The organism is Bradyrhizobium sp. LLZ17, from assembly GCF_041200145.1.
In the GTDB taxonomy this organism is placed as follows: Bacteria; Pseudomonadota; Alphaproteobacteria; order Rhizobiales; family Xanthobacteraceae; genus Bradyrhizobium.
In genome coordinates, this window is the sequence record NZ_CP165734.1 from 2,881,913 (window position 1) to 2,900,904 (window position 18,992).

22 protein-coding genes, 1 pseudogene and 1 riboswitch are annotated in these 18,992 nt (G+C 64.3%); of the genes and pseudogenes, 11 read left to right on the plus strand and 12 right to left on the minus strand.

Features of this window, described 5'->3' with window-relative positions; genetic code table 11:
• Positions 1–106: 106 nt before the first annotated feature.
• Positions 107–952, plus strand: coding sequence for a nucleotidyltransferase domain-containing protein (locus AB8Z38_RS14170; protein ID WP_369725732.1), 846 nt, complete (start codon positions 107–109; stop codon positions 950–952).
• A 3-nt stretch (positions 953–955) separates the two neighbouring features.
• Here AB8Z38_RS14170 and AB8Z38_RS14175 read toward each other — a convergent pair whose 3' ends face one another.
• Both AB8Z38_RS14175 and AB8Z38_RS14180 read right to left on the minus strand, forming a co-directional pair.
• Positions 956–1,588 (minus strand): hypothetical protein, encoded by a 633-nt coding sequence (locus AB8Z38_RS14175; protein WP_369725733.1) that lies wholly within the window; start codon positions 1,586–1,588, stop codon positions 956–958.
• Positions 1,589–1,747: 159 nt separating this feature from the next.
• Positions 1,748–2,596 (minus strand): DUF1194 domain-containing protein, encoded by an 849-nt coding sequence (locus AB8Z38_RS14180; RefSeq protein ID WP_369725734.1) that lies wholly within the window; start codon positions 2,594–2,596, stop codon positions 1,748–1,750.
• Positions 2,597–2,815: 219 nt separating this feature from the next.
• Positions 2,816–2,893: riboswitch (Fluoride riboswitch) on the plus strand.
• Between the two features lie 127 nt (positions 2,894–3,020).
• On the opposite strand from AB8Z38_RS14180, the gene AB8Z38_RS14185 reads away from it, so the two are divergent.
• Genes AB8Z38_RS14185 through clpS form a run of 5 tightly spaced genes read left to right on the plus strand, consistent with a single transcriptional unit; the run spans position 3,021 to position 5,762 of the window.
• The gene (locus AB8Z38_RS14185; protein WP_369725735.1) at positions 3,021–4,226 is read left to right on the plus strand and encodes an MFS transporter; all 1,206 of its coding nucleotides are present in this window, start codon (positions 3,021–3,023) and stop codon (positions 4,224–4,226) included.
• A complete protein-coding gene (gene crcB, locus AB8Z38_RS14190) occupies positions 4,201–4,635 on the plus strand; it encodes a fluoride efflux transporter CrcB (RefSeq protein WP_369725736.1) in 435 nt (144 codons plus the stop codon). The genes AB8Z38_RS14185 and crcB (AB8Z38_RS14190) overlap by 26 nt, the downstream gene beginning before the upstream one ends.
• Positions 4,636–4,639: 4 nt before the next feature.
• Positions 4,640–5,068, plus strand: coding sequence for a fluoride efflux transporter CrcB (gene crcB, locus AB8Z38_RS14195; protein ID WP_369725737.1), 429 nt, complete (start codon positions 4,640–4,642; stop codon positions 5,066–5,068).
• 2 nt (positions 5,069–5,070) lie between these two features.
• Positions 5,071–5,412, plus strand: a complete 342-nt coding sequence (locus AB8Z38_RS14200; protein WP_369725738.1) for a DUF190 domain-containing protein — start codon at positions 5,071–5,073, stop codon at positions 5,410–5,412.
• 44 nt (positions 5,413–5,456) lie between these two features.
• Positions 5,457–5,762 (plus strand): ATP-dependent Clp protease adapter ClpS, encoded by a 306-nt coding sequence (gene clpS / locus AB8Z38_RS14205; protein WP_014497217.1) that lies wholly within the window; start codon positions 5,457–5,459, stop codon positions 5,760–5,762.
• A gap of 15 nt (positions 5,763–5,777) precedes the next feature.
• Here clpS and AB8Z38_RS14210 read toward each other — a convergent pair whose 3' ends face one another.
• The 5 genes from AB8Z38_RS14210 to fabI all read right to left on the minus strand — a co-directional run bounded on the left by AB8Z38_RS14210 (position 5,778) and on the right by fabI (position 10,247).
• On the minus strand, positions 5,778–6,272 hold the full coding sequence (locus AB8Z38_RS14210) for an N-acetyltransferase family protein (protein WP_369725739.1): 495 nt from the start codon (positions 6,270–6,272) through the stop codon (positions 5,778–5,780).
• Positions 6,273–6,332: 60 nt separating this feature from the next.
• Positions 6,333–7,523 carry an adenylate/guanylate cyclase domain-containing protein gene (locus AB8Z38_RS14215; protein ID WP_369725740.1) on the minus strand — a complete coding sequence of 397 codons (1,191 nt, stop codon included), beginning with the start codon at positions 7,521–7,523 and terminating at the stop codon, positions 6,333–6,335.
• A gap of 114 nt (positions 7,524–7,637) precedes the next feature.
• Positions 7,638–8,726 (minus strand): chorismate synthase, encoded by a 1,089-nt coding sequence (gene aroC, locus AB8Z38_RS14220; RefSeq protein ID WP_369725741.1) that lies wholly within the window; start codon positions 8,724–8,726, stop codon positions 7,638–7,640.
• Between the two features lie 89 nt (positions 8,727–8,815).
• Positions 8,816–9,409 carry a histidine phosphatase family protein gene (locus AB8Z38_RS14225; protein ID WP_369725742.1) on the minus strand — a complete coding sequence of 198 codons (594 nt, stop codon included), beginning with the start codon at positions 9,407–9,409 and terminating at the stop codon, positions 8,816–8,818.
• Positions 9,410–9,419: 10 nt separating this feature from the next.
• Positions 9,420–10,247 (minus strand): enoyl-ACP reductase FabI, encoded by an 828-nt coding sequence (gene fabI / locus AB8Z38_RS14230; protein WP_369725743.1) that lies wholly within the window; start codon positions 10,245–10,247, stop codon positions 9,420–9,422.
• Between the two features lie 169 nt (positions 10,248–10,416).
• Here fabI and AB8Z38_RS14235 point away from each other — a divergent pair, with 169 nt between their 5' ends.
• Positions 10,417–10,905, plus strand: coding sequence for a sigma-70 family RNA polymerase sigma factor (locus AB8Z38_RS14235; protein ID WP_369725744.1), 489 nt, complete (start codon positions 10,417–10,419; stop codon positions 10,903–10,905).
• Between the two features lie 106 nt (positions 10,906–11,011).
• Positions 11,012–11,782 (plus strand): anti-sigma factor, encoded by a 771-nt coding sequence (locus AB8Z38_RS14240; protein WP_369725745.1) that lies wholly within the window; start codon positions 11,012–11,014, stop codon positions 11,780–11,782.
• 352 nt (positions 11,783–12,134) lie between these two features.
• Here AB8Z38_RS14240 and AB8Z38_RS14245 read toward each other — a convergent pair whose 3' ends face one another.
• Both AB8Z38_RS14245 and AB8Z38_RS14250 read right to left on the minus strand, forming a co-directional pair.
• Positions 12,135–13,100, minus strand: coding sequence for a DnaJ C-terminal domain-containing protein (locus tag AB8Z38_RS14245; protein ID WP_369725746.1), 966 nt, complete (start codon positions 13,098–13,100; stop codon positions 12,135–12,137).
• 167 nt (positions 13,101–13,267) lie between these two features.
• Positions 13,268–13,696, minus strand: a complete 429-nt coding sequence (locus AB8Z38_RS14250; RefSeq protein ID WP_369725747.1) for an RT0821/Lpp0805 family surface protein — start codon at positions 13,694–13,696, stop codon at positions 13,268–13,270.
• A gap of 92 nt (positions 13,697–13,788) precedes the next feature.
• Between AB8Z38_RS14250 and pdxH the strand changes: the two genes are divergently transcribed.
• Both pdxH and AB8Z38_RS14260 read left to right on the plus strand, forming a co-directional pair.
• On the plus strand, positions 13,789–14,430 hold the full coding sequence (gene pdxH, locus AB8Z38_RS14255) for a pyridoxamine 5'-phosphate oxidase (RefSeq protein ID WP_369725748.1): 642 nt from the start codon (positions 13,789–13,791) through the stop codon (positions 14,428–14,430).
• A 59-nt stretch (positions 14,431–14,489) separates the two neighbouring features.
• Complete coding sequence (locus AB8Z38_RS14260; RefSeq protein ID WP_369725749.1) at positions 14,490–15,242, plus strand: SDR family NAD(P)-dependent oxidoreductase; 753 nt, start codon at positions 14,490–14,492, stop codon at positions 15,240–15,242.
• Positions 15,243–15,446: 204 nt separating this feature from the next.
• Here AB8Z38_RS14260 and AB8Z38_RS14265 read toward each other — a convergent pair whose 3' ends face one another.
• Entirely contained in the window at positions 15,447–15,665 is a 219-nt protein-coding gene (locus AB8Z38_RS14265) for a hypothetical protein (RefSeq protein WP_369725750.1), read from the minus strand.
• A gap of 207 nt (positions 15,666–15,872) precedes the next feature.
• Positions 15,873–16,850, minus strand: a complete 978-nt coding sequence (locus AB8Z38_RS14270; protein WP_369725751.1) for a magnesium transporter CorA family protein — start codon at positions 16,848–16,850, stop codon at positions 15,873–15,875.
• Between the two features lie 337 nt (positions 16,851–17,187).
• On the opposite strand from AB8Z38_RS14270, the gene AB8Z38_RS14275 reads away from it, so the two are divergent.
• Positions 17,188–17,874, plus strand: a complete 687-nt coding sequence (locus tag AB8Z38_RS14275; protein ID WP_369725752.1) for a L,D-transpeptidase — start codon at positions 17,188–17,190, stop codon at positions 17,872–17,874.
• A gap of 38 nt (positions 17,875–17,912) precedes the next feature.
• Here AB8Z38_RS14275 and AB8Z38_RS14280 read toward each other — a convergent pair.
• Positions 17,913–18,979 (minus strand): annotated as a pseudogene (locus tag AB8Z38_RS14280) (extensin family protein).
• Positions 18,980–18,992: the final 13 nt, after the last annotated feature.

Sequence of the window (18,992 nt, forward strand, 5' to 3'; positions counted from 1 at the left end):
CGGCCGGCGCCGACGTGCTTGCGCGGTTCACCTTGCGACGTAAGCTGGCGACAAGCGAGGGCCGCCATGACTCGTGACTGATTGACAACACCGCAGCCGCCGCTCCATGCCAGATGATCCCCTGCTCACACGCCTGACATCCGTGCTTGCCGAGGTGCCGGGGGTTCGAGCCATCGTGCTCGGCGGCTCGCGTGCGCGTGGCAGCGCACATCCTACGTCCGACTACGACATCGGGCTGTATTGCTCCGGTGGCGACCTCATCGATACGGATCGACTCCGGACCGTGGTGAAAGAGATCGCCGACGATCCCGGCGCCGCGACCGTGACAAGATATGACGAATGGGGACCTTGGATCGTCGGCGGAGCGTGGCTCTCGGTGGGGGGACAAAAGGTCGATCTGCTGTACCGTCATGCCGACAACGTCGAGCGCGTCATGACGGCCTGCCAGTCCGGTACGGTCGTCATGGCCTACCAGCCCGGCCATCCGCATGGCTTCTGCTCGGCAATCTGGATGGGCGAGATCGCATATTGTCAGCCACTGCACGATCCACATGGCTTGATCGCCCGGCTCAAATCAATTGCGCTTCCCTACCCGCAGAACCTGGGCCGCGCCCTGATCCGGCGCTTCCAGTGGGAAGTCCTGTTCAGCATCGAGAATGCCGAGCTCGCAGCCGCACGTAACGAGCGGACCCACGTTGTCGGATGTCTCTATAGGTCGCTCGCCTGCACTGCGCAGGTCCTGTTCGCATTGAACGGACGCTATCTGATCAACGAAAAGGGCGCGCTCCAGGAGGCTGCGTTCCTGCCGCTGACGATCCCGCAATTGACGCAGCAGGCGGACGATATCTGGCGGATGATCGGCACCGGCGCCTATGCAGCCGCTTGCGAGGCGTTGCGGGACATCGACCAGCAATTGCAGGCACTGGCGCAGTCGAACGCGAAGCAGCCGTAACCGCTAGGCCGTCCTGTCCACTGACGAGGACGAATCCGCAGGCGGATATTTCGTCACGGGTACCGTGAACGACTTGGTGCCGACCTGGTAGATGATGTTGCCGTTCTGCCCGTCGTTGGTCGCGATCTGCGCTTGCCCGAACATGATGACGTTGTTGTAGACGATGCCGGTGCCCTGGCGGGTAATGCCGTCGGTAGTGACGCTGACCTGTGCCTCCTTGCCGTCGACGGCCAGCACGCGAAAACTTGCGCTCTTTCCATTGTCGGCAGAATAGCCGCCCCAACTTCCGACGAGGCGGCTGTCGGAGGCTGGCGGCGCCTGCTTCTGGAGCGTTGCGGTCTGCTTGCCACCGCCTGCGGAGAACAAGAGCACCAGGTTCTTGCCGTCCTTGGTGCCGACCGTGACCGAGCCGAAGGTGACGGTCGCACCGCTGACCTGGCCGAAGCCGCGCTCGGTGTGTCCGTTATGGGTGTATTCGATCTGGGCCCGGGTGCCGCGAATGTTCACGACCTTGAAGCCGACATCCTGATTGTTTCCAGCCCACTTGCCCTTCCAGTCACCGACCAGACTGCTCTGGTGATAGAGCCGCTCATTGGCGGGCGAAATCTGGCTGGTGCTCGGCGTGACGATGGGCATGGATCTGCTCGGTGGACGAGTTTGACGAACTCGCTCGTGGTCGAGCGCCGTGAGACAGCGTCAGAAACGTTCGGAAACACTTCCGATTGGGTCACGTCCTGGTTAACACGCGGTTAATTCACCCGCGGCGTGCGAGCGGCAAATGGCCTCGGATGCGCCTCAGCGCCCCCAGCGGTCCGACCAGATCTTCTCGCCGATCATGCAATTCACCCGCGGCTCCTTGTCCGCAATGCGCACCACCGGATGCTCGGGCGTGCGGCCGGCGACCTCCATGAGGAGCTTGGTGCGGATCGCTTCCTTGAACTTCTCGCGATCCTTGATCGCGATCACGAAGGAGCCGGGACCACCGACGACGCAGTCCTCGTAGTAGTAGTCGAGATTGTCGATATCCATCGTCGAGTAGGACGGCTCCTTGACCATGATCGGCAGGCCGTTGATGACGATGCCCTTCTCGAGCGCAGCGTCGCGCGCCAAGGTGACCGGGCCGCCATTGTTGTTGGGGCCGTCACCGGAGATATCGATCACGCGGCGAAGCCCGTGATAGGGATCTTCGTCGAACAGCGGCATCGCGAATCCGATCGCGCCGGAGATCGAGGTCCGCGAGGCGCGCCGGATCGGCGTCTTCATGATCTCGCCGGCGACCGCATCCGCACTCTCCGGTCCCTCGATCAATCGCCAGGGAATGATGATCTTCTGGTCGGTCGAGGCGGCCCATTCGAAATAGGTCACCGCGATCCTGCCGTTGGGACCAGCTTTCAACGCCTGCAGGAACTCTTTCGACTGGATTGCCTGCGCGTAGCCTTCGCGCTGGATCGCGAGCTCATCCATGTCCATGGAATAGGAGACGTCGACCGCGAGGATCAGTTCGACGTCGACCGACTGCGCATCTCCGTCGGCTGCCTGTCGCTGCGGTTGATGTCTTGGTCCTGGTGCAGCCAAGCCAGCGACGTCCGCTCCGGCAAGCATGCCGGCCACCAGCACAGCCCCGATCGAGAACAGCAAGCGCATCGCAGCCTCCCGTCGTATGACGCGATGGTGACATGCAAACGCCTTGCCGCAAAGTCCGAAGATCGCTTGTGCTTCACATTCAAGTCAGGAATTTCGCCTGCGGCGCAAGGATGCCGCAGCATCGCCATGGTCGTGCCACCGGAACACACGCAACGACGGTAGCGAGCGTGGGAGCAATGCCCCGCCCTATTATCCCGCGCGATTTCATGATACCCTAACCGGAGAGATGGGGATGGAGTCCCCCGACAACCGCCCGGCGGTCGATGATCGTAGTGGGCTGATGGCTCCTGCTCGAGGTGAGGCCATCAATGAGCCTCTGCCTTTGGCGGGAGCATGGACAAACCCGCCCGTGGCGGGTTTTTTGTTGCCTGATGAAGGCCAGGAGAAGGTCAAGACGTGAAGGTCAAGACGTGAAGGCTGGGACGTGACCACGACACCGAATGCTGCGCGCACCGCGCTGCCCAGGGCGATCTGGGTGCTGGGCTTCGTCTCGTTGCTGATGGACGTCTCCTCCGAGATGATCCATGCGCTGCTGCCGGTCTATCTCGTCACGGTGCTCGGCGCCTCTACGCTCACCGTCGGCTTCATCGAGGGCATCGCGGAGGCGACGGCCTCGATCACAAAGATATTCTCCGGCGCGCTGTCGGACTGGCTCGGCCGGCGCAAGCTGCTCGCCGCGCTCGGCTATGGGCTGGCCGCCATCACCAAGCCGCTATTCCCGCTCGCTCCCAGCGTCGGCTGGTTGGTTGCCGCGCGCTTCGTCGACCGCGTCGGCAAGGGTATCCGCGGCGCGCCGCGCGATGCGCTGATCGCCGACATCGCGCCCGCCGGCCTGAGGGGTGCAAGCTTCGGGCTGCGGCAGTCGCTCGATACCGTCGGCGCTTTCGTCGGGCCGCTCGCGGCGATCGGCCTGATGTGGTGGACCGCGGACAATTTTGCCGCGGTGTTCTGGGTGGCCGTGCTGCCGGCATTTTTGTCCTTCGGCCTGATCGCGTTCGCGGTGAGCGAGCCGGAGCCCGACCCGAGCCGGGAGCCCGCGAACAATCCGCTCAATCTCGCCGCGATGCGGCAGCTCGGCGCGGTCTACTGGCGCATCGTGGCGGTCGGCGTCGTCTTCACGCTCGCGCGCTTCAGCGAGGCCTTCCTGATCCTGCGCGCCCAGAACATCGGGCTCAATGCGATGTGGGTGCCGGCGGTGCTGGTGCTGATGAACATCGCTTACGCGATCTCCGCCTATCCGGCCGGGGTGCTGTCGGACCGGATCAACCGGACCGGCCTGCTCGCGCTCGGCCTCGTCTTTCTCGCAGGCGCCGATCTCGCGCTCGCGCTGCTGCCGAGCCTTGCGGGCCTCGCGCTCGGTGTCGTGCTGTGGGGATTGCATATGGGATTGACCCAAGGGCTGCTCTCGGCGCTCGTCGCCGACGCCGCGCCGCCCAATTTACGGGGGACCGCGTTCGGCTATTTCAACCTGTTCACAGGCCTCGCATTGCTGGCTGCGAGTGTGATCGCCGGCGCGCTATGGGACGCCTACGGCCCGGCTGGTACGTTCTTCGCAGGGCTTGGATTCGCGCTGATCGCGCTTGTAGGATTGCTCGCGATCGGCAATGGACTGGGCGTGGAGCGGAAGTGATGAGCGGGGGACATCGGTCGTGCTGAGCGGAGTGATCGCGGTCGCGGTCGGCAGCATCCTGGGCGGCTGCGCGCGCTATTTCGTCTCCGGCGCGATCGCGCGGCGGCTGGGCGAGACGTTTCCCTGGGGTACCATGACCATCAACGTCAGCGGCGCCTTCCTGATCGGCATCTTCGGCGCGCTGGCGACCCACCCCGCCTCGATCTTCGCTGCACCCACGCCATGGCTGTTCGCAGTGACAGGCTTTCTCGGCTGCTACACCACGGTGTCCTCGTTCAGCCTGCAAACCCTGACCTTGGCGCGCAACGGAGAAAAGGCCGCTGCGCTCGGCAATGTCGTGGCGTCGGTCGGGTTGGGCCTTTTCGCCGTCAGCTGCGGTTTCCTCCTCGCAGACACGATTGGAGGCTAGTCACATGAGTGTCCCCTCCTCTACCGACCGTTGGCGTAGCGCGATGCTCTATGCCTGGGTCTCCGCCGGCAGCATCACCGGGGGGCTGACGCGCTATCTGGTCTCCCTGGCGCTCGACACAGGGCCCGGCTTTCCGTTTGCGACCCTCTTCATCAATGCCACGGGATCGCTGATCATCGGCTTCTATGCGACCCTGACCGGCCCCGAGGGCCGGGTGCTGGCGCGGCCCGAACACCGGCAGTTCGTCATGACCGGGTTCTGCGGCGGCTACACCACCTTCTCGGCCTTCAGCCTTGAGACCTTCCGCCTGGTCCATGGCGGCATGAAGTCCACTGCGTTCGCCTATGTCGCGGCGTCCGTCCTCTGCTGGCTGGTATCGGTGTGGCTCGGCCATATGATGGCGAGCCGCGCCAACCGTTTGAAAAGGAGCTGACCATGCAAATTCCCAGTCAGGCAGTCTTGCTCCGGATCTTCATCGGCGAGAACGACCATTGCGACGGCAAGCCGCTTTACGAGGCGATCGTGCTGAAGGCGCGCGAGCAGCACCTCGCCGGCGCCACGGTGCTGCGCGGCCCGATGGGCTTCGGCAAGTCGAGCCGGCTGCACACCTCCAAGATCCTGCGGCTGTCGGAGGATCTGCCGCTGCTGATCGAAATCGTCGACAGCGAAGATAACATCAACGCATTCCTGCCCATCCTGGATGGCATGATGTCGAGCGGGCTGATCACCTTGGAGAAGGTCCAGGTCTTGCAATATGGTGAGAGGGCCGCGGGCTGACGCGGCAGCTGGAACCAACAGACACCCGCCATTCAGGAGGCGGAATGAACGACACTGTTACCAAGCCGAAAACCCGGACCAAGACCAAGGTCGAGCGGCCGAAGCTGCACAAGGTCATCCTGATCAACGACGATTTCACGCCGCGGGAGTTCGTCACGATGATCCTCAAGGCGGAATTCCGCATGACCGAGGATCAGGCCTACAAGGTCATGATCACCGCGCACAAGCTGGGCGCTTGCGTCGTCGCCGTGTTCACCAGGGACGTCGCCGAAACCAAGGCCACCCGCGCCACCGACGCCGGCCGCGCCAAGGGCTATCCGCTGCTGTTCACGACCGAGCCGGAGGAGTAGTGCGCGCCGTGTCGCCTAGGCCGAGAGCCGCGCCATGATGATCTCGTCGTGATAGATCCCGTCGACCAGGATGGCCATCCGCCGGGTGCCCTCCTCGACAAACCCCACCTTGCGATAGAGAGCCGCCGCGGCCGTATTGCTCGCGAACACGCCGAGCTCGATGCGCCTGAACCCGAACGCATCCGAGGCTTGGATGGCCTGCCGCAGCAGCCTCTCGCCGATCCCCCTGCCCCTGAACTCCGGCAGAAGCCCCATGAAGAGATCGCCGACATGCGCCGAGACCGCGCGACTCGCGGGAGGCACGTTGCACCATCCGATCACGGCGCCGCCCTCGATGGCGACGATCTGCGGATAGCCTCGCTTGACATTGCGCGCGACGAAGGCGCGGACCTGTTCGATCGCGGGAGCCTCCACGAGCGCGATATATTTGCGCTCGCGGGCAACGACGTCGACCGCGGCGCGGAAGGCATCCGTGTCGGCGACCTCAATCTGGCGGAATTCGACGCTCATGGGCGGGCTCGTTGGTTCGGGCCCGAGCATAGTCTGAATGTTGCGTCATAGCGACCGGCGCTAAGCCATCACCACCGGCGTCTCCTCGGCGAGCCCGTACACGCGCTGCGCCTTGGAAAATCCGGCGATCGGGAATTCGCCGAGCTCGCGCCAGCCTTCGCGGCAGACATTGGCAAAGCCCTCCGAGGCCACGACGGTGCGCCCGAGGCGGCCGGCGACTTTCTCCAACCTTGCCGCGAGATTGACGGCGGGGCCGATGCAGGTGAAGTCGAGCCGGTTGCCGCCGCCGATATTGCCGTAGAGGATGTGGCCGACATGCAGCGCGACGCCGAAGCGGAAGCGCTCGACAATGTCGCCGACCGGGTGCGCGAGCGCCTCGACGCTGGCGCGGGATTTCCGCGCGGCCTCCAGCACGCGGCCGCAGACATGGCTGGCGTCGCCGACATATTCGTCGATCGGGAACACCGCGAGCAGGCCATCGCCCATGAACTTCAGGACCTCGCCGCCATGGTCCCGGATCGCGGTCACCTGGCGGTCGAAATAGCGATTCAGGATCTCGACCACGGTTTCGGCCGGCAGCCGGTCCGACAGGGCGGTGAAGCCGCGCAGGTCCGACAGCCAGATCGCGGCCTGCATGGTGTCGTTATGGCCGCGGCGGATCTGGCCCGCGAGGATGCGCGCGCCGGCGCGGTTGCCGACATAGGTGTCGAGCAGGATCTCGGCGGTGCGGCGCTGGGTGATGATCTCACTGACGCGCGCGAGCGGCGTCACGATGGCGCGGATCGCTGCGATATCGCTGTCGCTGAACCCGTCGGGATGCCGCGTGGTCCAGCTCGTCGCGTGGATCGATCCATCGAGAAACAGCATCGGCATCGCGAGATAGTCGGTGACGCCCTCGGCGCGCATGTCGTCGAGGAACGGAAAGCGGTGGCTATCGGGATCATCCATCCGTCCCCGGACCTCTCTTCCCTGCTCGAACACAATCCGGAGCGGGCTCTTGGCGAACGCCGGCGTGTCCAGGATCTCGAAATCGACCGTGCCGACCTCGACCTCCTGGCCCTCCCGCCAGATGAAGTTGCGGCCGAAAATTTCTGGATGCAGCGTGCGGATGAAGATGCCGAACCGCCACAGCGGCAGGCCGGCTGCGGCCAGATGTTCGCAGATGTCGGCGATCATCTCGGCGGGGCTCGCCGAGGATCTGGCGCCGTCGATCAGCCAATTGGTGATGCGCTGGAGCTCGGAGGTTTCCATCGCCGCATTTGCAGATGAAGTTGTGGGATCGTCAAGCTGCGCGGTGGTTTGGTACCGCGAGACAAAAGGTTTAGGCGTAGTATGCTTACACCTCTCCCGGGAGAGGTGAAAAACTCAACGCCCCACCTGCCCGCGATCGCGCAGGAAGTGATCGGCCAGGACGCAGGCCATCATGGCTTCACCGACCGGGACGGCGCGGATGCCGACGCAAGGGTCGTGGCGGCCCTTGGTCGTGATCTCGGTGTCGGCGCCGTTGCGATCGACCGTCAGGCGCGGCTGCAGGATCGACGAGGTCGGCTTCACCGCGAAGCGCACCACCACCGGCTGTCCCGTCGAGATGCCGCCCAGGACGCCGCCGGCATGGTTGGACAGGAAGCGCGTGCCGTCATTGCCGGTGCGCATCTCGTCGGCGTTCTCTTCGCCGGTGAGTTCGGCCGCGCCAAAGCCGGCGCCGATCTCGACGCCCTTCACCGCGTTGATGCTCATCATCGCGGAAGCGAGCTCGGCATCGAGCTTGGCGTAGATCGGCGCGCCAAGCCCCGCCGGCACACCATCGGCGACGATCTCAAGCACCGCGCCGATCGAGGAGCCGCTCTTGCGGATGCCATCGAGATAGGTCTCGAAGAACGCGGCCTTGTCCTTGTCGGGACAGAAGAACGGATTGTTGGCGATCTCGTCCCAGTCCCACTTCGCGCGATCGATCTTGTGCGGGCCCATCTGCACCAGCGCACCGCGAACCTTCACGTCGGGCAGCACCTTGCGCGCGATCGCACCGGCCGCTACGCGCGTCGCGGTCTCTCGCGCCGAAGAGCGCCCGCCGCCGCGATAGTCGCGCAGGCCGTATTTGGCCTCATAGGTGAAGTCGGCGTGGCCGGGGCGAAACTTGTCCTTGATCTCGGAATAGTCCTTCGAGCGCTGGTCGGTGTTCTCGATCAGGAGCCCGATCGGCGTGCCCGTGGTCACCTGCACGCCGGTCTGCGGATGCGCCATCACGCCCGACAGGATCTTCACCTGGTCCGGCTCCTGGCGCTGGGTGGTGAAGCGCGACTGGCCCGGCCGGCGGCGATCGAGGTCCTGCTGGATATCGGCCTCGGTGAGCGGAATCATCGGCGGACAGCCGTCGACCACGCAGCCGATCGCCACCCCGTGGCTCTCGCCAAAAGTGGTGACGCGGAACATGTGGCCGAAGGTGTTGAAGGACATGCGCTGCTCGCCTGGTTGCGGCGTGTGGTAACGCGCGAGGGGCCGGGGGTCAAACCCGCAGCGCCGGAGCGGGACAGCCGCGGCAGGCCTTAACTATACCTCGCCAGCCGCCCGTCGCGGAAGACGTAGACCGCACCCTGCTCGATGTAGAGCTCAGCCGCGCTGGCCGGTGTTTCCATGCCGAGCGCAACCATCAGCGCCCGGCAGGTGCCACCATGGGCGACCGCGACCGTGTCGGTCAAAACCGACTCGTACCAATCGAGCATGCGCAGCTGCACGGCCGCATAGGTCTCGCCCCCCGCAGGCGCCACGGTCCATTTGTCGGCGAGACGGTTTGCATAGACGCCGGGGTCGGTTGCCTCGCTTTCGGCCAGCGTCAGTCCCTCCCAGACACCGTAGCCGATCTCGCGCAGCCGATCATCGAGCGAATAGTCGTCAGGCGGCAATCCGAGACCGCCGCGCACGAGTTCCATGGTCATGCGCGCACGGCCGAGCGGGCTCGACACATAAGGCAGCGCCGTCTTGTCCTTCCCGTCGCGCTTGAAGAGGTCCGCCAGCACGGCCGCGGCATGCACCGCCTGCTCGCGGCCCCGCGCATTCAGCGGAATGTCCCTGGCGCCCTGGAGCCGTCCGAGCGCATTCCATTCAGTCTCGCCGTGGCGAAGGAAGTAGATCGTGGGCATCGCGGGAAGGTTAGTCCTTGCCACCCAGCGAAATGTCCGGCGCGTCCGGCCGCTTCATGCCCAGCACGTGATAGCCGGAATCGACGTGATGCACCTCGCCGGTGACGCCGCGCGAGAGATCGGAAAGAAAATAGAGCGCGCTGCCGCCGACGTCTTCGGTCGACACGTTACGCCGCAACGGCGCGTTGTGCTCGTTCCACTTCAGGATATAGCGGAAGTCGCCGATGCCGGAGGCTGCGAGCGTCTTGATCGGGCCTGCCGAGATCGCGTTGACGCGGATGTTCCTCTCGCCGAGGTCGGCCGCGAGATAGCGCACGCTGGCCTCAAGCGCCGCTTTCGCCACGCCCATGACGTTGTAGTGCGGCATCCACTTCTCGGCGCCGTAATAGCTCAGCGTGATGAGCGAGCCGCCGTCGGTCATCAGCTTCTCGGCGCGCTGCGCCACCGCTGTGAACGAGTAGCAGGAGATCAGCATCGATTTGCTGAAGTTCTCCTGCGTCGTGTCGACGTAGCGGCCATCGAGCTGCTCGCCATAGGCGATCGCATGCACCAGGAAGTCGATCTTGCCCCACTTCTCCTTCAGCACCGCGAAGGCGGCGTCGATGGTGGCAGCATCGGTGACGTCGCAATGTCCGAGCACGAGGCTGCCGATCTCGGCGGCAAGCGGTTCGACGCGCTTCTTCAGCGCGTCGCCCTGATAGGTGAAGGCGAGCTCGGCACCGGCGGCATGGCACGCCTTGGCGATGCCCCAGGCGATCGAGCGGTTGTTGGCAACGCCGAGGACGACCCCGCGCTTGCCTTGCATCAGTCCTTGCGTCAGACCTGAATTTTGCGCCATTTCGTAACGTCCCGTCGAACTGGGTTAAGGTCTGGAGGTACACCAGCCCTCCCCTGCGGTACAGTCCTAATGCGCGGCGTTAAGGCTGTTTCGAGCGCCGGAATAGCCGTTCCCATCGGGTGTTATCATCGTTGAGGCGCTCGCGCCGAACGTGAAGGACGTCAACGGCATGAGTGCGTTTCGCCAGAGCGTTGAAGCCATGATCCCGGCGTTGCGCCGCTACGCCCGCGCACTGACGCGCGAGGCGGATGCGGCCGACGACCTGGTGCAGGACACGTTGGTTCGGGCGTTGCGTTCGGAGCGATTGTTTCTCGGAGGCGACGTCAGGAGCTGGCTCTACACGATCCTGACCAACCTCAACAAGAACCGGCGGCGCTCGCTGGCAAGGCGACCGCAATTCATGCAGCTGACGGAGAACAACCCGAATGCCAGCGGGACCGAGGCCGAAGGACGCGACATCGAAAGGGCGCTCTCGACGCTCGTCGAGGAGCAGCGCTCGGTGCTGCTGCTGGTGATGCTGGAGGGCATGAGCTACCGCGAGGTCGCCGACATCCAGGGTGTGCCGATCGGCACGGTGATGTCGCGCCTGGCGCGCGCCCGCGCCCACGTCAAAGCCTCGCTGGAGGGTGAGCGCCCGGCGCTCAGGCGGGTGAAATGATGGCAGGGTTGATGCAACGATTTTTGCCCCCTCGCAGCACATCGACGAGCCAAGCGAAGTTGATTCACCAAGGACATTTTGGGCCGCAGAGCCAGAGACCACTGATATGAACGACCGAAACATTCCCGTTACCGAAGACGAGCTGCACGCCTATGTCGACGGCGAGCTGCCGGCGGAGCGCCGCACCGACGTCGAGGCCTGGCTCGCCAGCCACCCCGAGGATGCCGAGCGGGTGCTATCCTGGCGCGCCATGGCCGAGATGCTGCACGCCCGCTATGATTCCGTCGCCCAGGAGCCGGTACCGGCGCGGCTGGAGCTCGAACGGCTGGAGCGCCGCCCGCGGCAATGGTTCTACGGCGCCGTCGCGGCCGCGCTGGTTGCCTTCGTCGCCGGTGGCACGGTCGGCTGGGTCGCGCATGGCGCCGCCAACGCCCCCTCGACGTTCCAGAGCTTCACGGAAGACGCGCTCGAGGCCTACCGGCTCTACGTCGTCGAGGTCCGCCATCCCGTCGAGGTCCCCGGCAACGAGCGCGATCATCTCCAGGCCTGGCTGAGCAGGCGCTGCGGCTGGACCGTGTTCGCGCCCAATCTGGAGGCGAGCGGACTCAAGCTCGTCGGCGGCCGGTTGCTGCCGGGGCCGAACGGACCTGCGTCCTTCCTGATGTATGAGGGCGCTTCGGGCGAGCGCTACACGATCTACACCGCCAAGACGGAGAACGGCGCGACGCAGATGCGCTATGCCAAAACGGACAAGGATGGGGCGCTGTTCTGGGCCGATCGCGGTGTGGGCTATGTCGTCAGCGGCGGCGCCGACCGGGACCGGCTCACCAAGGTGGCCCAGGCGGTCTACGACCAGACAGAAAAAAACGGCGGCTAAAACAGCGGCGCGATAACTCAAGCTTGGCTGGGGCGTGCTTGAAGCGGCCCGTGCCTCGATTCCGACATTGAAAATTTGGAATCAAGACATCGGCGCGTCTCATTATCGCACCGGATGATCACGCGAAAATGAGCAGCGTTCGATCCGCCGATCGACGCGGGCGGCCTCGATTGGGGTTTTTGGTACCGCGCTGGTCCCCCTCTCGAGGCCGCACCTTTTATCGACTGTCCCGCCGGACAGCCGACACGCACACTCAGCCCATGAAGCGCTACCACGCCTCGGACGTATGATGAGCATCATCTGCGAGGATGATGCTCTCAGCCTTTAGCAGAACCCCTTCAGTCGATCGCGCTTAACCGAGCCCGCTACGTGGATTGTAGGGGTGTTGGTCCCGCCACTTCTGCATCAATGCCTCAAGCTCGGCGTCGTTCCCGTCCGGTAACATAATCCTGATGGAGACGAAGAGATCCCCGGTTCCACCGGGTTTCGGCAGGCCCTTACCTTTGAGACGAAAGGTCCGGCCGCTGGAGGTATTTTTCGGGACCGACAATTCCACCGCGTTGCCGAGCGTGGGCACGCGGACCTTGCCGCCGAGGACCGCCTCGTACAGCGTGACCGGCAGTTCGATGCGCAGGTCCGCGCCCTCGATCTTGAAGAAGGGATGCGGCGCGATGTTGATGGTGATCAGGAGGTCGCCGGGCGGATGGCCCTGGGCGCTCTCGCCCTGCCCCCTCAACCGGATCTGCTGACCCTCGACGACGCCGGCCGGAATCTTGACGTTGAGCTCCTTGCCGTTGGGCAGCCGGACGCGCTTCTCGCCACCCTGGACTGATTCCTCCAGCGAGACGGACATGGCGACATTGACGTCGAGATCGAGTCCGATCCCGCCGGTGTCGAACTCGAACTGGGCGCCGCCGGCCCCAGGCCGCGCGCCGCGCATCCCGCCGCCGAACATGCTGTTGAGGATGTCTTCGAACCCGCCTGCGCCCGGGCTTGCGCCCGCGCCGCCGCTACGGAACGTATAGCTTTCAAACCCGCCGGGACCGGCGCGGCCACGCGGACCGGCGCCGCCGCCCGGAAAGCCCTGGAAGCGCGGCTTGCCGTCGGCATCGATCTCGCCCCGATCGAACTGCTTGCGCTTGTCCTCGTCGCCAAGGATCTCGTTGGCCGTATTGAGCTCAGCAAAGCGCTCGGCCGCCTTCGGGTCGTTCTTGTTGTTGTCGGGATGGTGCTTCTTGGCAAGCTTGCGATAGGCGCTCTTGATCGCGGCAGCGTTGGCGCCCCGCGGCACCCCCAAGACCTCATAGGGGTCGCGCATCCGTCACGTCTCCTTCACCGAAATCGAGTTGTTCAAAGGGCTCCCCGCCCCACCTGCGCTTCATGTGGGGGCGCGTGGCATTTTTGCAACTACTCGAGTGGACCAAAACCATACGATTGGAAGCATGATCCTGTCGGAAAACCGGTTCCCGGCTTTCCGGATCATGCTCAACTTCGCCATGGCTTTAACGTATGAATCTCCCAACGGCCACGGCTGCTTTGGCAGCCGGCGCCCTGGAGCCAGCTTTCGGTAGCGCCGTTGACGTAGCTCGCCAGGAAATCGCGGCACTTGCGACCGTCCTCGGCCGCGTAGGATTGCGCGATCGGCGTCACCGAGCCGCGAGCGCCCGTCTCCGGATTCTCCCAGTGCTGGCTCGCATCCTTGTCGCCCTTGCTCAGCACGTCGGACGCGGCGTTGCGGGCGAAGGCAAGATCGGTCTCGGTTGGTGCGGGCTCCTTCGCCGGCCGCGCGATCGAGCCGGTGAAGTCGCTGTCGTCGGCCTTGGCGTATGCGCTGGTCTCGTTGCGCGAGAAGCTGCAGCCGCCAGTGCCAAGCCCAATCAGAATCATTGTGACGACGAAGCCGGACGGCCGCATCGCCGATAGGCCAACGCGGCCCCATACCCTATATAGGGCGGTAGCGGACAACAGCGCGTTTTGGGCCGCGGGACGCAACTCGGACTCCAGACATGACCGACACGACCTCGATGAAACACCAGACACCCTTAACATCCGGTGATTTCACCGCCGCCGACGAGCCTTTTGCGCTGTTCGAGGCCTGGCTGAACGAAGCCATCAAGAGCGAGCCGAACGATCCGAACGCGATGGCGCTCGCAACCGTCGACCCGGACGGCCTGCCGGATGTCCGCATGGTGCTGATGAAGGGCTTCGATACCGAGGGTTTCGTCTTCTACAGCCACATCGCGAGCCAGAAGGGCCGCGAACTCGCCGCAAATCCTAAGGCCGCTTTACTTTTTCACTGGAAGTCGCTGCGCCGACAGGTCCGCATCCGCGGCAACGTGACGCCGGTGACCGAGGCTGAGGCCGACGCCTATTTCGCCACCCGTCCCAAGCAGGCCCAGATCGGCGCCTGGGCGAGCAAGCAGTCGCAGCCGCTGGAGAGCCGGTTCGCTTTCGAGCAGGCGATCGCCAAGGTCGCGGCCAAGCACGTCATCGGCGAGGTGCCGCGGCCGCCGGGCTGGAGCGGCTGGCGCATCACGCCGTGGCGCATCGAATTCTGGCACGACCGCCCGTTCCGATTGCACGACCGCATCGAATTTCGCCGTGACGCGGCCGGCAAGCCATGGTCCAAGACGCGGATGTACCCCTAGAGCACTGTCTCGATCCTTATCTCTTTGCCTCGATCTTTGGGCCGACCTGAAAGATGTCCATGCCGCAGTCGTCCAATGCGCCGCGCCGTACGCTGCTCCTGACCGGAGCCAGCCGCGGCATCGGCCATGCCACCGTGATCCGTTTCTCCTCGGCCGGCTGGCGCGTCATCACCTGCTCGCGGCATCCCTTTCCGGAGGATTGCCCGTGGGACGCAGGTCCCGAAGACCACATCCAGGTCGACCTCGCCAGCCCCGCGGATACGACGCGCGCCATCTCCGACATCCGCGACCGGCTCGAAGGCGGCATGTTGCATGCGCTGGTCAACAATGCCGCGATCTCGCCGAAGGGCGCGGGCGGCTCCAGGCTCGGCTCGATCGATACCGATCTCGACACCTGGACCCATGTGTTTCACGTCAATTTCTTCGCGCCGATCATGATCGCGCGCGGGCTGATCGAGGAATTGAAGGCGGCCAAGGGCTCGGTGGTGAACGTCACCTCGATCGCGGGATCGCGCGTGCATCCCTTCGCGGGCGCCGCCTATGCGACCTCCAAAGCGGCGCTCGCATCGCTGACGCGCGAGATGGCGTCGGACTTCGGCCGCATCGGCGTGCGCGTCAACGCGATCGCACCCGGCGAGATCGATACTTCGATCCTGTCACCCGGCACCGAGAAGATCGTGGAGCAGCAGATCCCGCTGCACCGGCTCGGTACGCCCGACGAGGTCGCCAAGATCATCTACGTGCTGTGCACGGAGACGTCGTCCTACGTCAACGGCGCCGAAATCCACATCAACGGCGGCCAGCACGTGTAGGCTACCTCGTCATTGCGAGCGAAGCGAAGCAATCCAGACCGCCTCGGTGGAGACAGTCTGGATTGCTTCGTCGCATCAGCCCAAAATTGCTACGCAATTTTGTCGCGAGCTCCTCGCAATGACGGAATTGGAAACAACGCTGCGGAAGTAAGGCGATCCAGATGAAGCCGCCGCAAGACCTGGATCGCCCTTACCTTCCGTTGCTCAATCCAGTCGAATCCGACGCGACCGGTCGCGCAGCCGCGGAGCGGCTGCGTTGATGGCGGTCGAGCAGTCGTCGTCGTTCTCACCGTCGAGCAGCGGAGCACCACAGTGCCGGCACATGCGTGCCGACAACGCCGGCGCCTTGCCGCTCGTCAGGACGTGACGATAGCTCGCCAGATCGATGACGTTGGGGGGCGTCGTTATGTGTTTTTCAACCATGGCTGTTCCTCGCGGCTTACCTGCTCCTTATCGCAGACAAGCTTCGCGTAAACGTTCAGCCCACCGCTCAAATTTTACCGGAGGAATTGGGGCGGAGATCAGGTATCACCGCGCAGCCTCAATCCCGCTCTATTCTGCGACACCATCAGCCGCCTCGCTGCGACCGGCGTAAGGTCTCGGTCACTATTTTCCGAGAGCGCGGCGAGATCACAGCCACTTCTTCCACTTGAAGATCCAGTACGGGACGATCGCGGCGAACAGCATCAGGACCAGCGCAAACGGATAGCCGTGCGCCCATTCGAGCTCCGGCATCGCCTTGAAATTCATGCCGTAGATCGAGGCGATCAGGGTCGGCGGCATCAGGACAACAGCCATGACCGAAAACAACTTGATGATGTTGTTCTGCTCGAGATTGACGACGCCAAGCATGGCGTCGAGCACGAAGGTGATCTTGCTGGAGAGGTAGGAGGCGTGGTCGGTCAGTGAGACGACGTCGCGCTGCATGGTCTTGAGCTGCTCGCGCATATCCTTCGACCATTTCACGCCCTCCACCACCGCCGAAAGGAAGGCGACGACGCGGCCGATCGAGACCAGGCTCTCGCGGACCTTGGAGGTCAAATCGCCCTTGCGGCCGATCGAGATCAGGATCTGCGAATATTGCTTGGCGTGGCCGTGGCGCTCGCTCTCGGGTTCGAAAATGTCATGCGAGACCTGGTCGATCTCGGCGCCGCAGCGCTCCAGAATGTCGGCGCAGCGATCGATCACCGCGTCCAGCAGCTCCATCAGCACCATCTCGCCGGTGATCCCCGGCGTGCAGGAACGGGCCAGCTTGGCTTCGACCAGCGCGAAGGGCTTGGGCTGGTCGTAGCGCACCGTGACCAGGCGATGGTCGCCGAGAATGAAGGTGACCGCCGTGGTCCGGGGCATGTCGGTGTCGGAGTGGCACATCAGCGTCGCGGTCATGTAGCGCGCGCTGTTCTCGATATAGAGGCGGCTGGAGATCTCGATCTCCTGCATATCCTCCCGGGTCGGGATTGCGATCCCCGAAAGCCGCTCCACGGCCTTGTCCTCGGCCGCGGTCGGGTTGACCAGATCAATCCACACCGCATGCTCCGGCACCGCCGCGAGATCTTCGACAACAGCCTTCTTGAGGGAGGATTCAGAGGGAACAAACACCGAAAACATGAACAACTCCAACGGAGGCCTGTGGCCGACCAGCAGCCCCTTAGCGCGATTCTGACAAGTTCATGATGACAACTACATTAACGGGGCGTTTGCATTTGTGGCCGCCGCATGGCGCAACTGTGGCACAGAATCGACAGTTCGGTCTTCTCTGCCGCAAAATAAGCCCACGGCCGTAAAACTTGCGGCAGAAAAGCCACAGGTCGGGCCTCGCAGCGCGGCAAAAGCCCCTCAGCGCTGGAATTGTGGCAGATTTCGACGATAATGGGATCAACGGAGTCGAGGGCCTTGGGCACCTATGCCGAGGCTCGCGCGGTATTGTTTTGATTGGAACCAAACCATGTCGTCGCTGAAAGTTACGTTGGGAATTTTGGCTGCTGGCTTCATGCTCTCGGGTTGCATGCAGGCAACGCATTTCGAAGCGACCAACACCCAGAACTTCAAGCCGAAGGACAAGGAACTCCTTGCCAAGATCCGGTACGAGAATACGCCGGTGGCAGAGCCGTTCCGCCGCGCCATCGTCGATTATCACCGCAAGGAGTCGCCGGGCTCAATCGTGGTCGATTCCGACAATCACTACCTCTATTACGTGATGGATGGCGGCAAGGCGATCCGCTACGGCATCACCGTCGGCGAAGAGGCGATGGCCTGGTCCGGCATTGCCAAGGTCGGCAGCATGACCGAATGGCCGGCTTGGCATCCGACCCCTGGTGAAATTTCCCGCCTGGGCGTGCCGACCTATGTCGCCCCCGGTCCGGACAATCCGATGGGCTCGCGCGCGATGTATCTTTATTCGGGCGGCAAGGACACGCTGTTCCGCATTCACGGCACCAACCAGCCTGAATATATCGGCGCCTCGATCTCCTCAGGCTGCATCCGCCTCACCAACGAGGACGCGATCGACCTCTACAGCCGCGTCAAGGTCGGCACCATCGTCGTGGTGCTCGAGCCGAAGCACGGCGACTCGCCCTACAATTCGCGCCTGGCGCTCCAGGGCGGCGGCGGTTATCAGACCGGCAACTACTGACGTCCTTGTGATCTGAAGGTTTTCGAAAAGCGCCGGTTCTACCGGCGCTTTTTTGTTGCCGGCTTGCTCTTGCCAGAGTCGGCGGCCGGCTTGGCCGCCGGCGCGGCGGGGTTCTCCTGATCGTCGGCCCCATCCTTGCTGCCCCCTGACTTGGCCGCGACCTCGCGGGGCGGCGCCTCCTCAGGGCGCTCGGCCGGCAGCAGGGGGCAACCTGCGGCAAGGGGTCCCAGACGTTCCACTGGCAGATCCGGTAGTCGTTGCGGCGCTGCGCCAGGTCGAGGTGGATGTGGTCCTCGTGATACCAGTCCGAGCCCGGGCCGAGCACAGTGGAAAAGCGCGAGCAGACCGAATGCAGCACCCGCTCGCGGACGTCGCGTGACAGGGTGCGGTCGGTCAGGCCGAGCGACTGCCCATTGGCAAGCTTGATCGCGCGGACATCGAGCGCGTTGGCCTTGCCGTGCTCGGACAGCATCGCGCCGGCGACGCGGTTGCGGCCGCGGCATTCGAAGCTATCGAAATTGTCGAGGTCGCTGATGGTCGAGCCGAGGCTTGCGGCCACCGGCACCATGTCCGAACGCACCCAATCCGCGACGGCTGATGCCATGGTGCAGCGAAGGATCGCCGCTGGCTTGACCGCGACCTTGCGCTTGTCCGGCAGCACGATGGCTTCCAGCCGCACCAGATCCTGACCGCCGCAGGCGGCCGGGCCGCGAATGTCGGGGATCGAGGGTGCAATCGCGATGTCCTCGGTCAGCGCCAGCCGGCAGGCCGACGCCTGCTTCTCGGGCGCTGGCGCGGGTTCGGCGGCTTTGTCGGGGGCTGCCTTACCCTCGGCGGTTGGCCCCCCCGGCGAGCCCTGGTCCGAGGCTTTGGGGGCCTCCTCCGGCCGCGGCCTGGGCAGGGGGACCTTGGCTGAATGAACTGCTCGGCGCGTCCGTGGTGCACCGAAGCCAAAGATATCGAGCGGTGCAGCATATTTTCGCGCGTCCACCGGCTGCGGCAATACAAGCAACAGCCCGAGCCCGGCGGTAACCATTGCCGGGCGGATGGACATATAGCCGCGACAAGACCATTTGCGGCGAAAGTCCGGCAGGCTAAAACTCATGCTAAATCTTTGG

Coding starts and splice junctions, on each gene's coding strand:
- AB8Z38_RS14170 (WP_369725732.1), top strand. CDS start 107: ATGCCAGATGATCCCCTGCTCACACGCCTGACATCCGTGCTTGCCGAG.
- AB8Z38_RS14175 (WP_369725733.1), bottom strand. CDS start 1,588: ATGCCCATCGTCACGCCGAGCACCAGCCAGATTTCGCCCGCCAATGAG.
- AB8Z38_RS14180 (WP_369725734.1), bottom strand. CDS start 2,596: ATGCGCTTGCTGTTCTCGATCGGGGCTGTGCTGGTGGCCGGCATGCTT.
- crcB (WP_369725736.1), top strand. CDS start 4,201: ATGGACTGGGCGTGGAGCGGAAGTGATGAGCGGGGGACATCGGTCGTG.
- crcB (WP_369725737.1), top strand. CDS start 4,640: ATGAGTGTCCCCTCCTCTACCGACCGTTGGCGTAGCGCGATGCTCTAT.
- AB8Z38_RS14200 (WP_369725738.1), top strand. CDS start 5,071: ATGCAAATTCCCAGTCAGGCAGTCTTGCTCCGGATCTTCATCGGCGAG.
- clpS (WP_014497217.1), top strand. CDS start 5,457: ATGAACGACACTGTTACCAAGCCGAAAACCCGGACCAAGACCAAGGTC.
- AB8Z38_RS14210 (WP_369725739.1), bottom strand. CDS start 6,272: ATGAGCGTCGAATTCCGCCAGATTGAGGTCGCCGACACGGATGCCTTC.
- AB8Z38_RS14215 (WP_369725740.1), bottom strand. CDS start 7,523: ATGGAAACCTCCGAGCTCCAGCGCATCACCAATTGGCTGATCGACGGC.
- aroC (WP_369725741.1), bottom strand. CDS start 8,726: ATGTCCTTCAACACCTTCGGCCACATGTTCCGCGTCACCACTTTTGGC.
- AB8Z38_RS14225 (WP_369725742.1), bottom strand. CDS start 9,409: ATGCCCACGATCTACTTCCTTCGCCACGGCGAGACTGAATGGAATGCG.
- fabI (WP_369725743.1), bottom strand. CDS start 10,247: ATGGCGCAAAATTCAGGTCTGACGCAAGGACTGATGCAAGGCAAGCGC.
- AB8Z38_RS14235 (WP_369725744.1), top strand. CDS start 10,417: ATGAGTGCGTTTCGCCAGAGCGTTGAAGCCATGATCCCGGCGTTGCGC.
- AB8Z38_RS14240 (WP_369725745.1), top strand. CDS start 11,012: ATGAACGACCGAAACATTCCCGTTACCGAAGACGAGCTGCACGCCTAT.
- AB8Z38_RS14245 (WP_369725746.1), bottom strand. CDS start 13,100: ATGCGCGACCCCTATGAGGTCTTGGGGGTGCCGCGGGGCGCCAACGCT.
- AB8Z38_RS14250 (WP_369725747.1), bottom strand. CDS start 13,696: ATGCGGCCGTCCGGCTTCGTCGTCACAATGATTCTGATTGGGCTTGGC.
- pdxH (WP_369725748.1), top strand. CDS start 13,789: ATGACCGACACGACCTCGATGAAACACCAGACACCCTTAACATCCGGT.
- AB8Z38_RS14260 (WP_369725749.1), top strand. CDS start 14,490: ATGCCGCAGTCGTCCAATGCGCCGCGCCGTACGCTGCTCCTGACCGGA.
- AB8Z38_RS14265 (WP_369725750.1), bottom strand. CDS start 15,665: ATGGTTGAAAAACACATAACGACGCCCCCCAACGTCATCGATCTGGCG.
- AB8Z38_RS14270 (WP_369725751.1), bottom strand. CDS start 16,850: ATGTTTTCGGTGTTTGTTCCCTCTGAATCCTCCCTCAAGAAGGCTGTT.
- AB8Z38_RS14275 (WP_369725752.1), top strand. CDS start 17,188: ATGTCGTCGCTGAAAGTTACGTTGGGAATTTTGGCTGCTGGCTTCATG.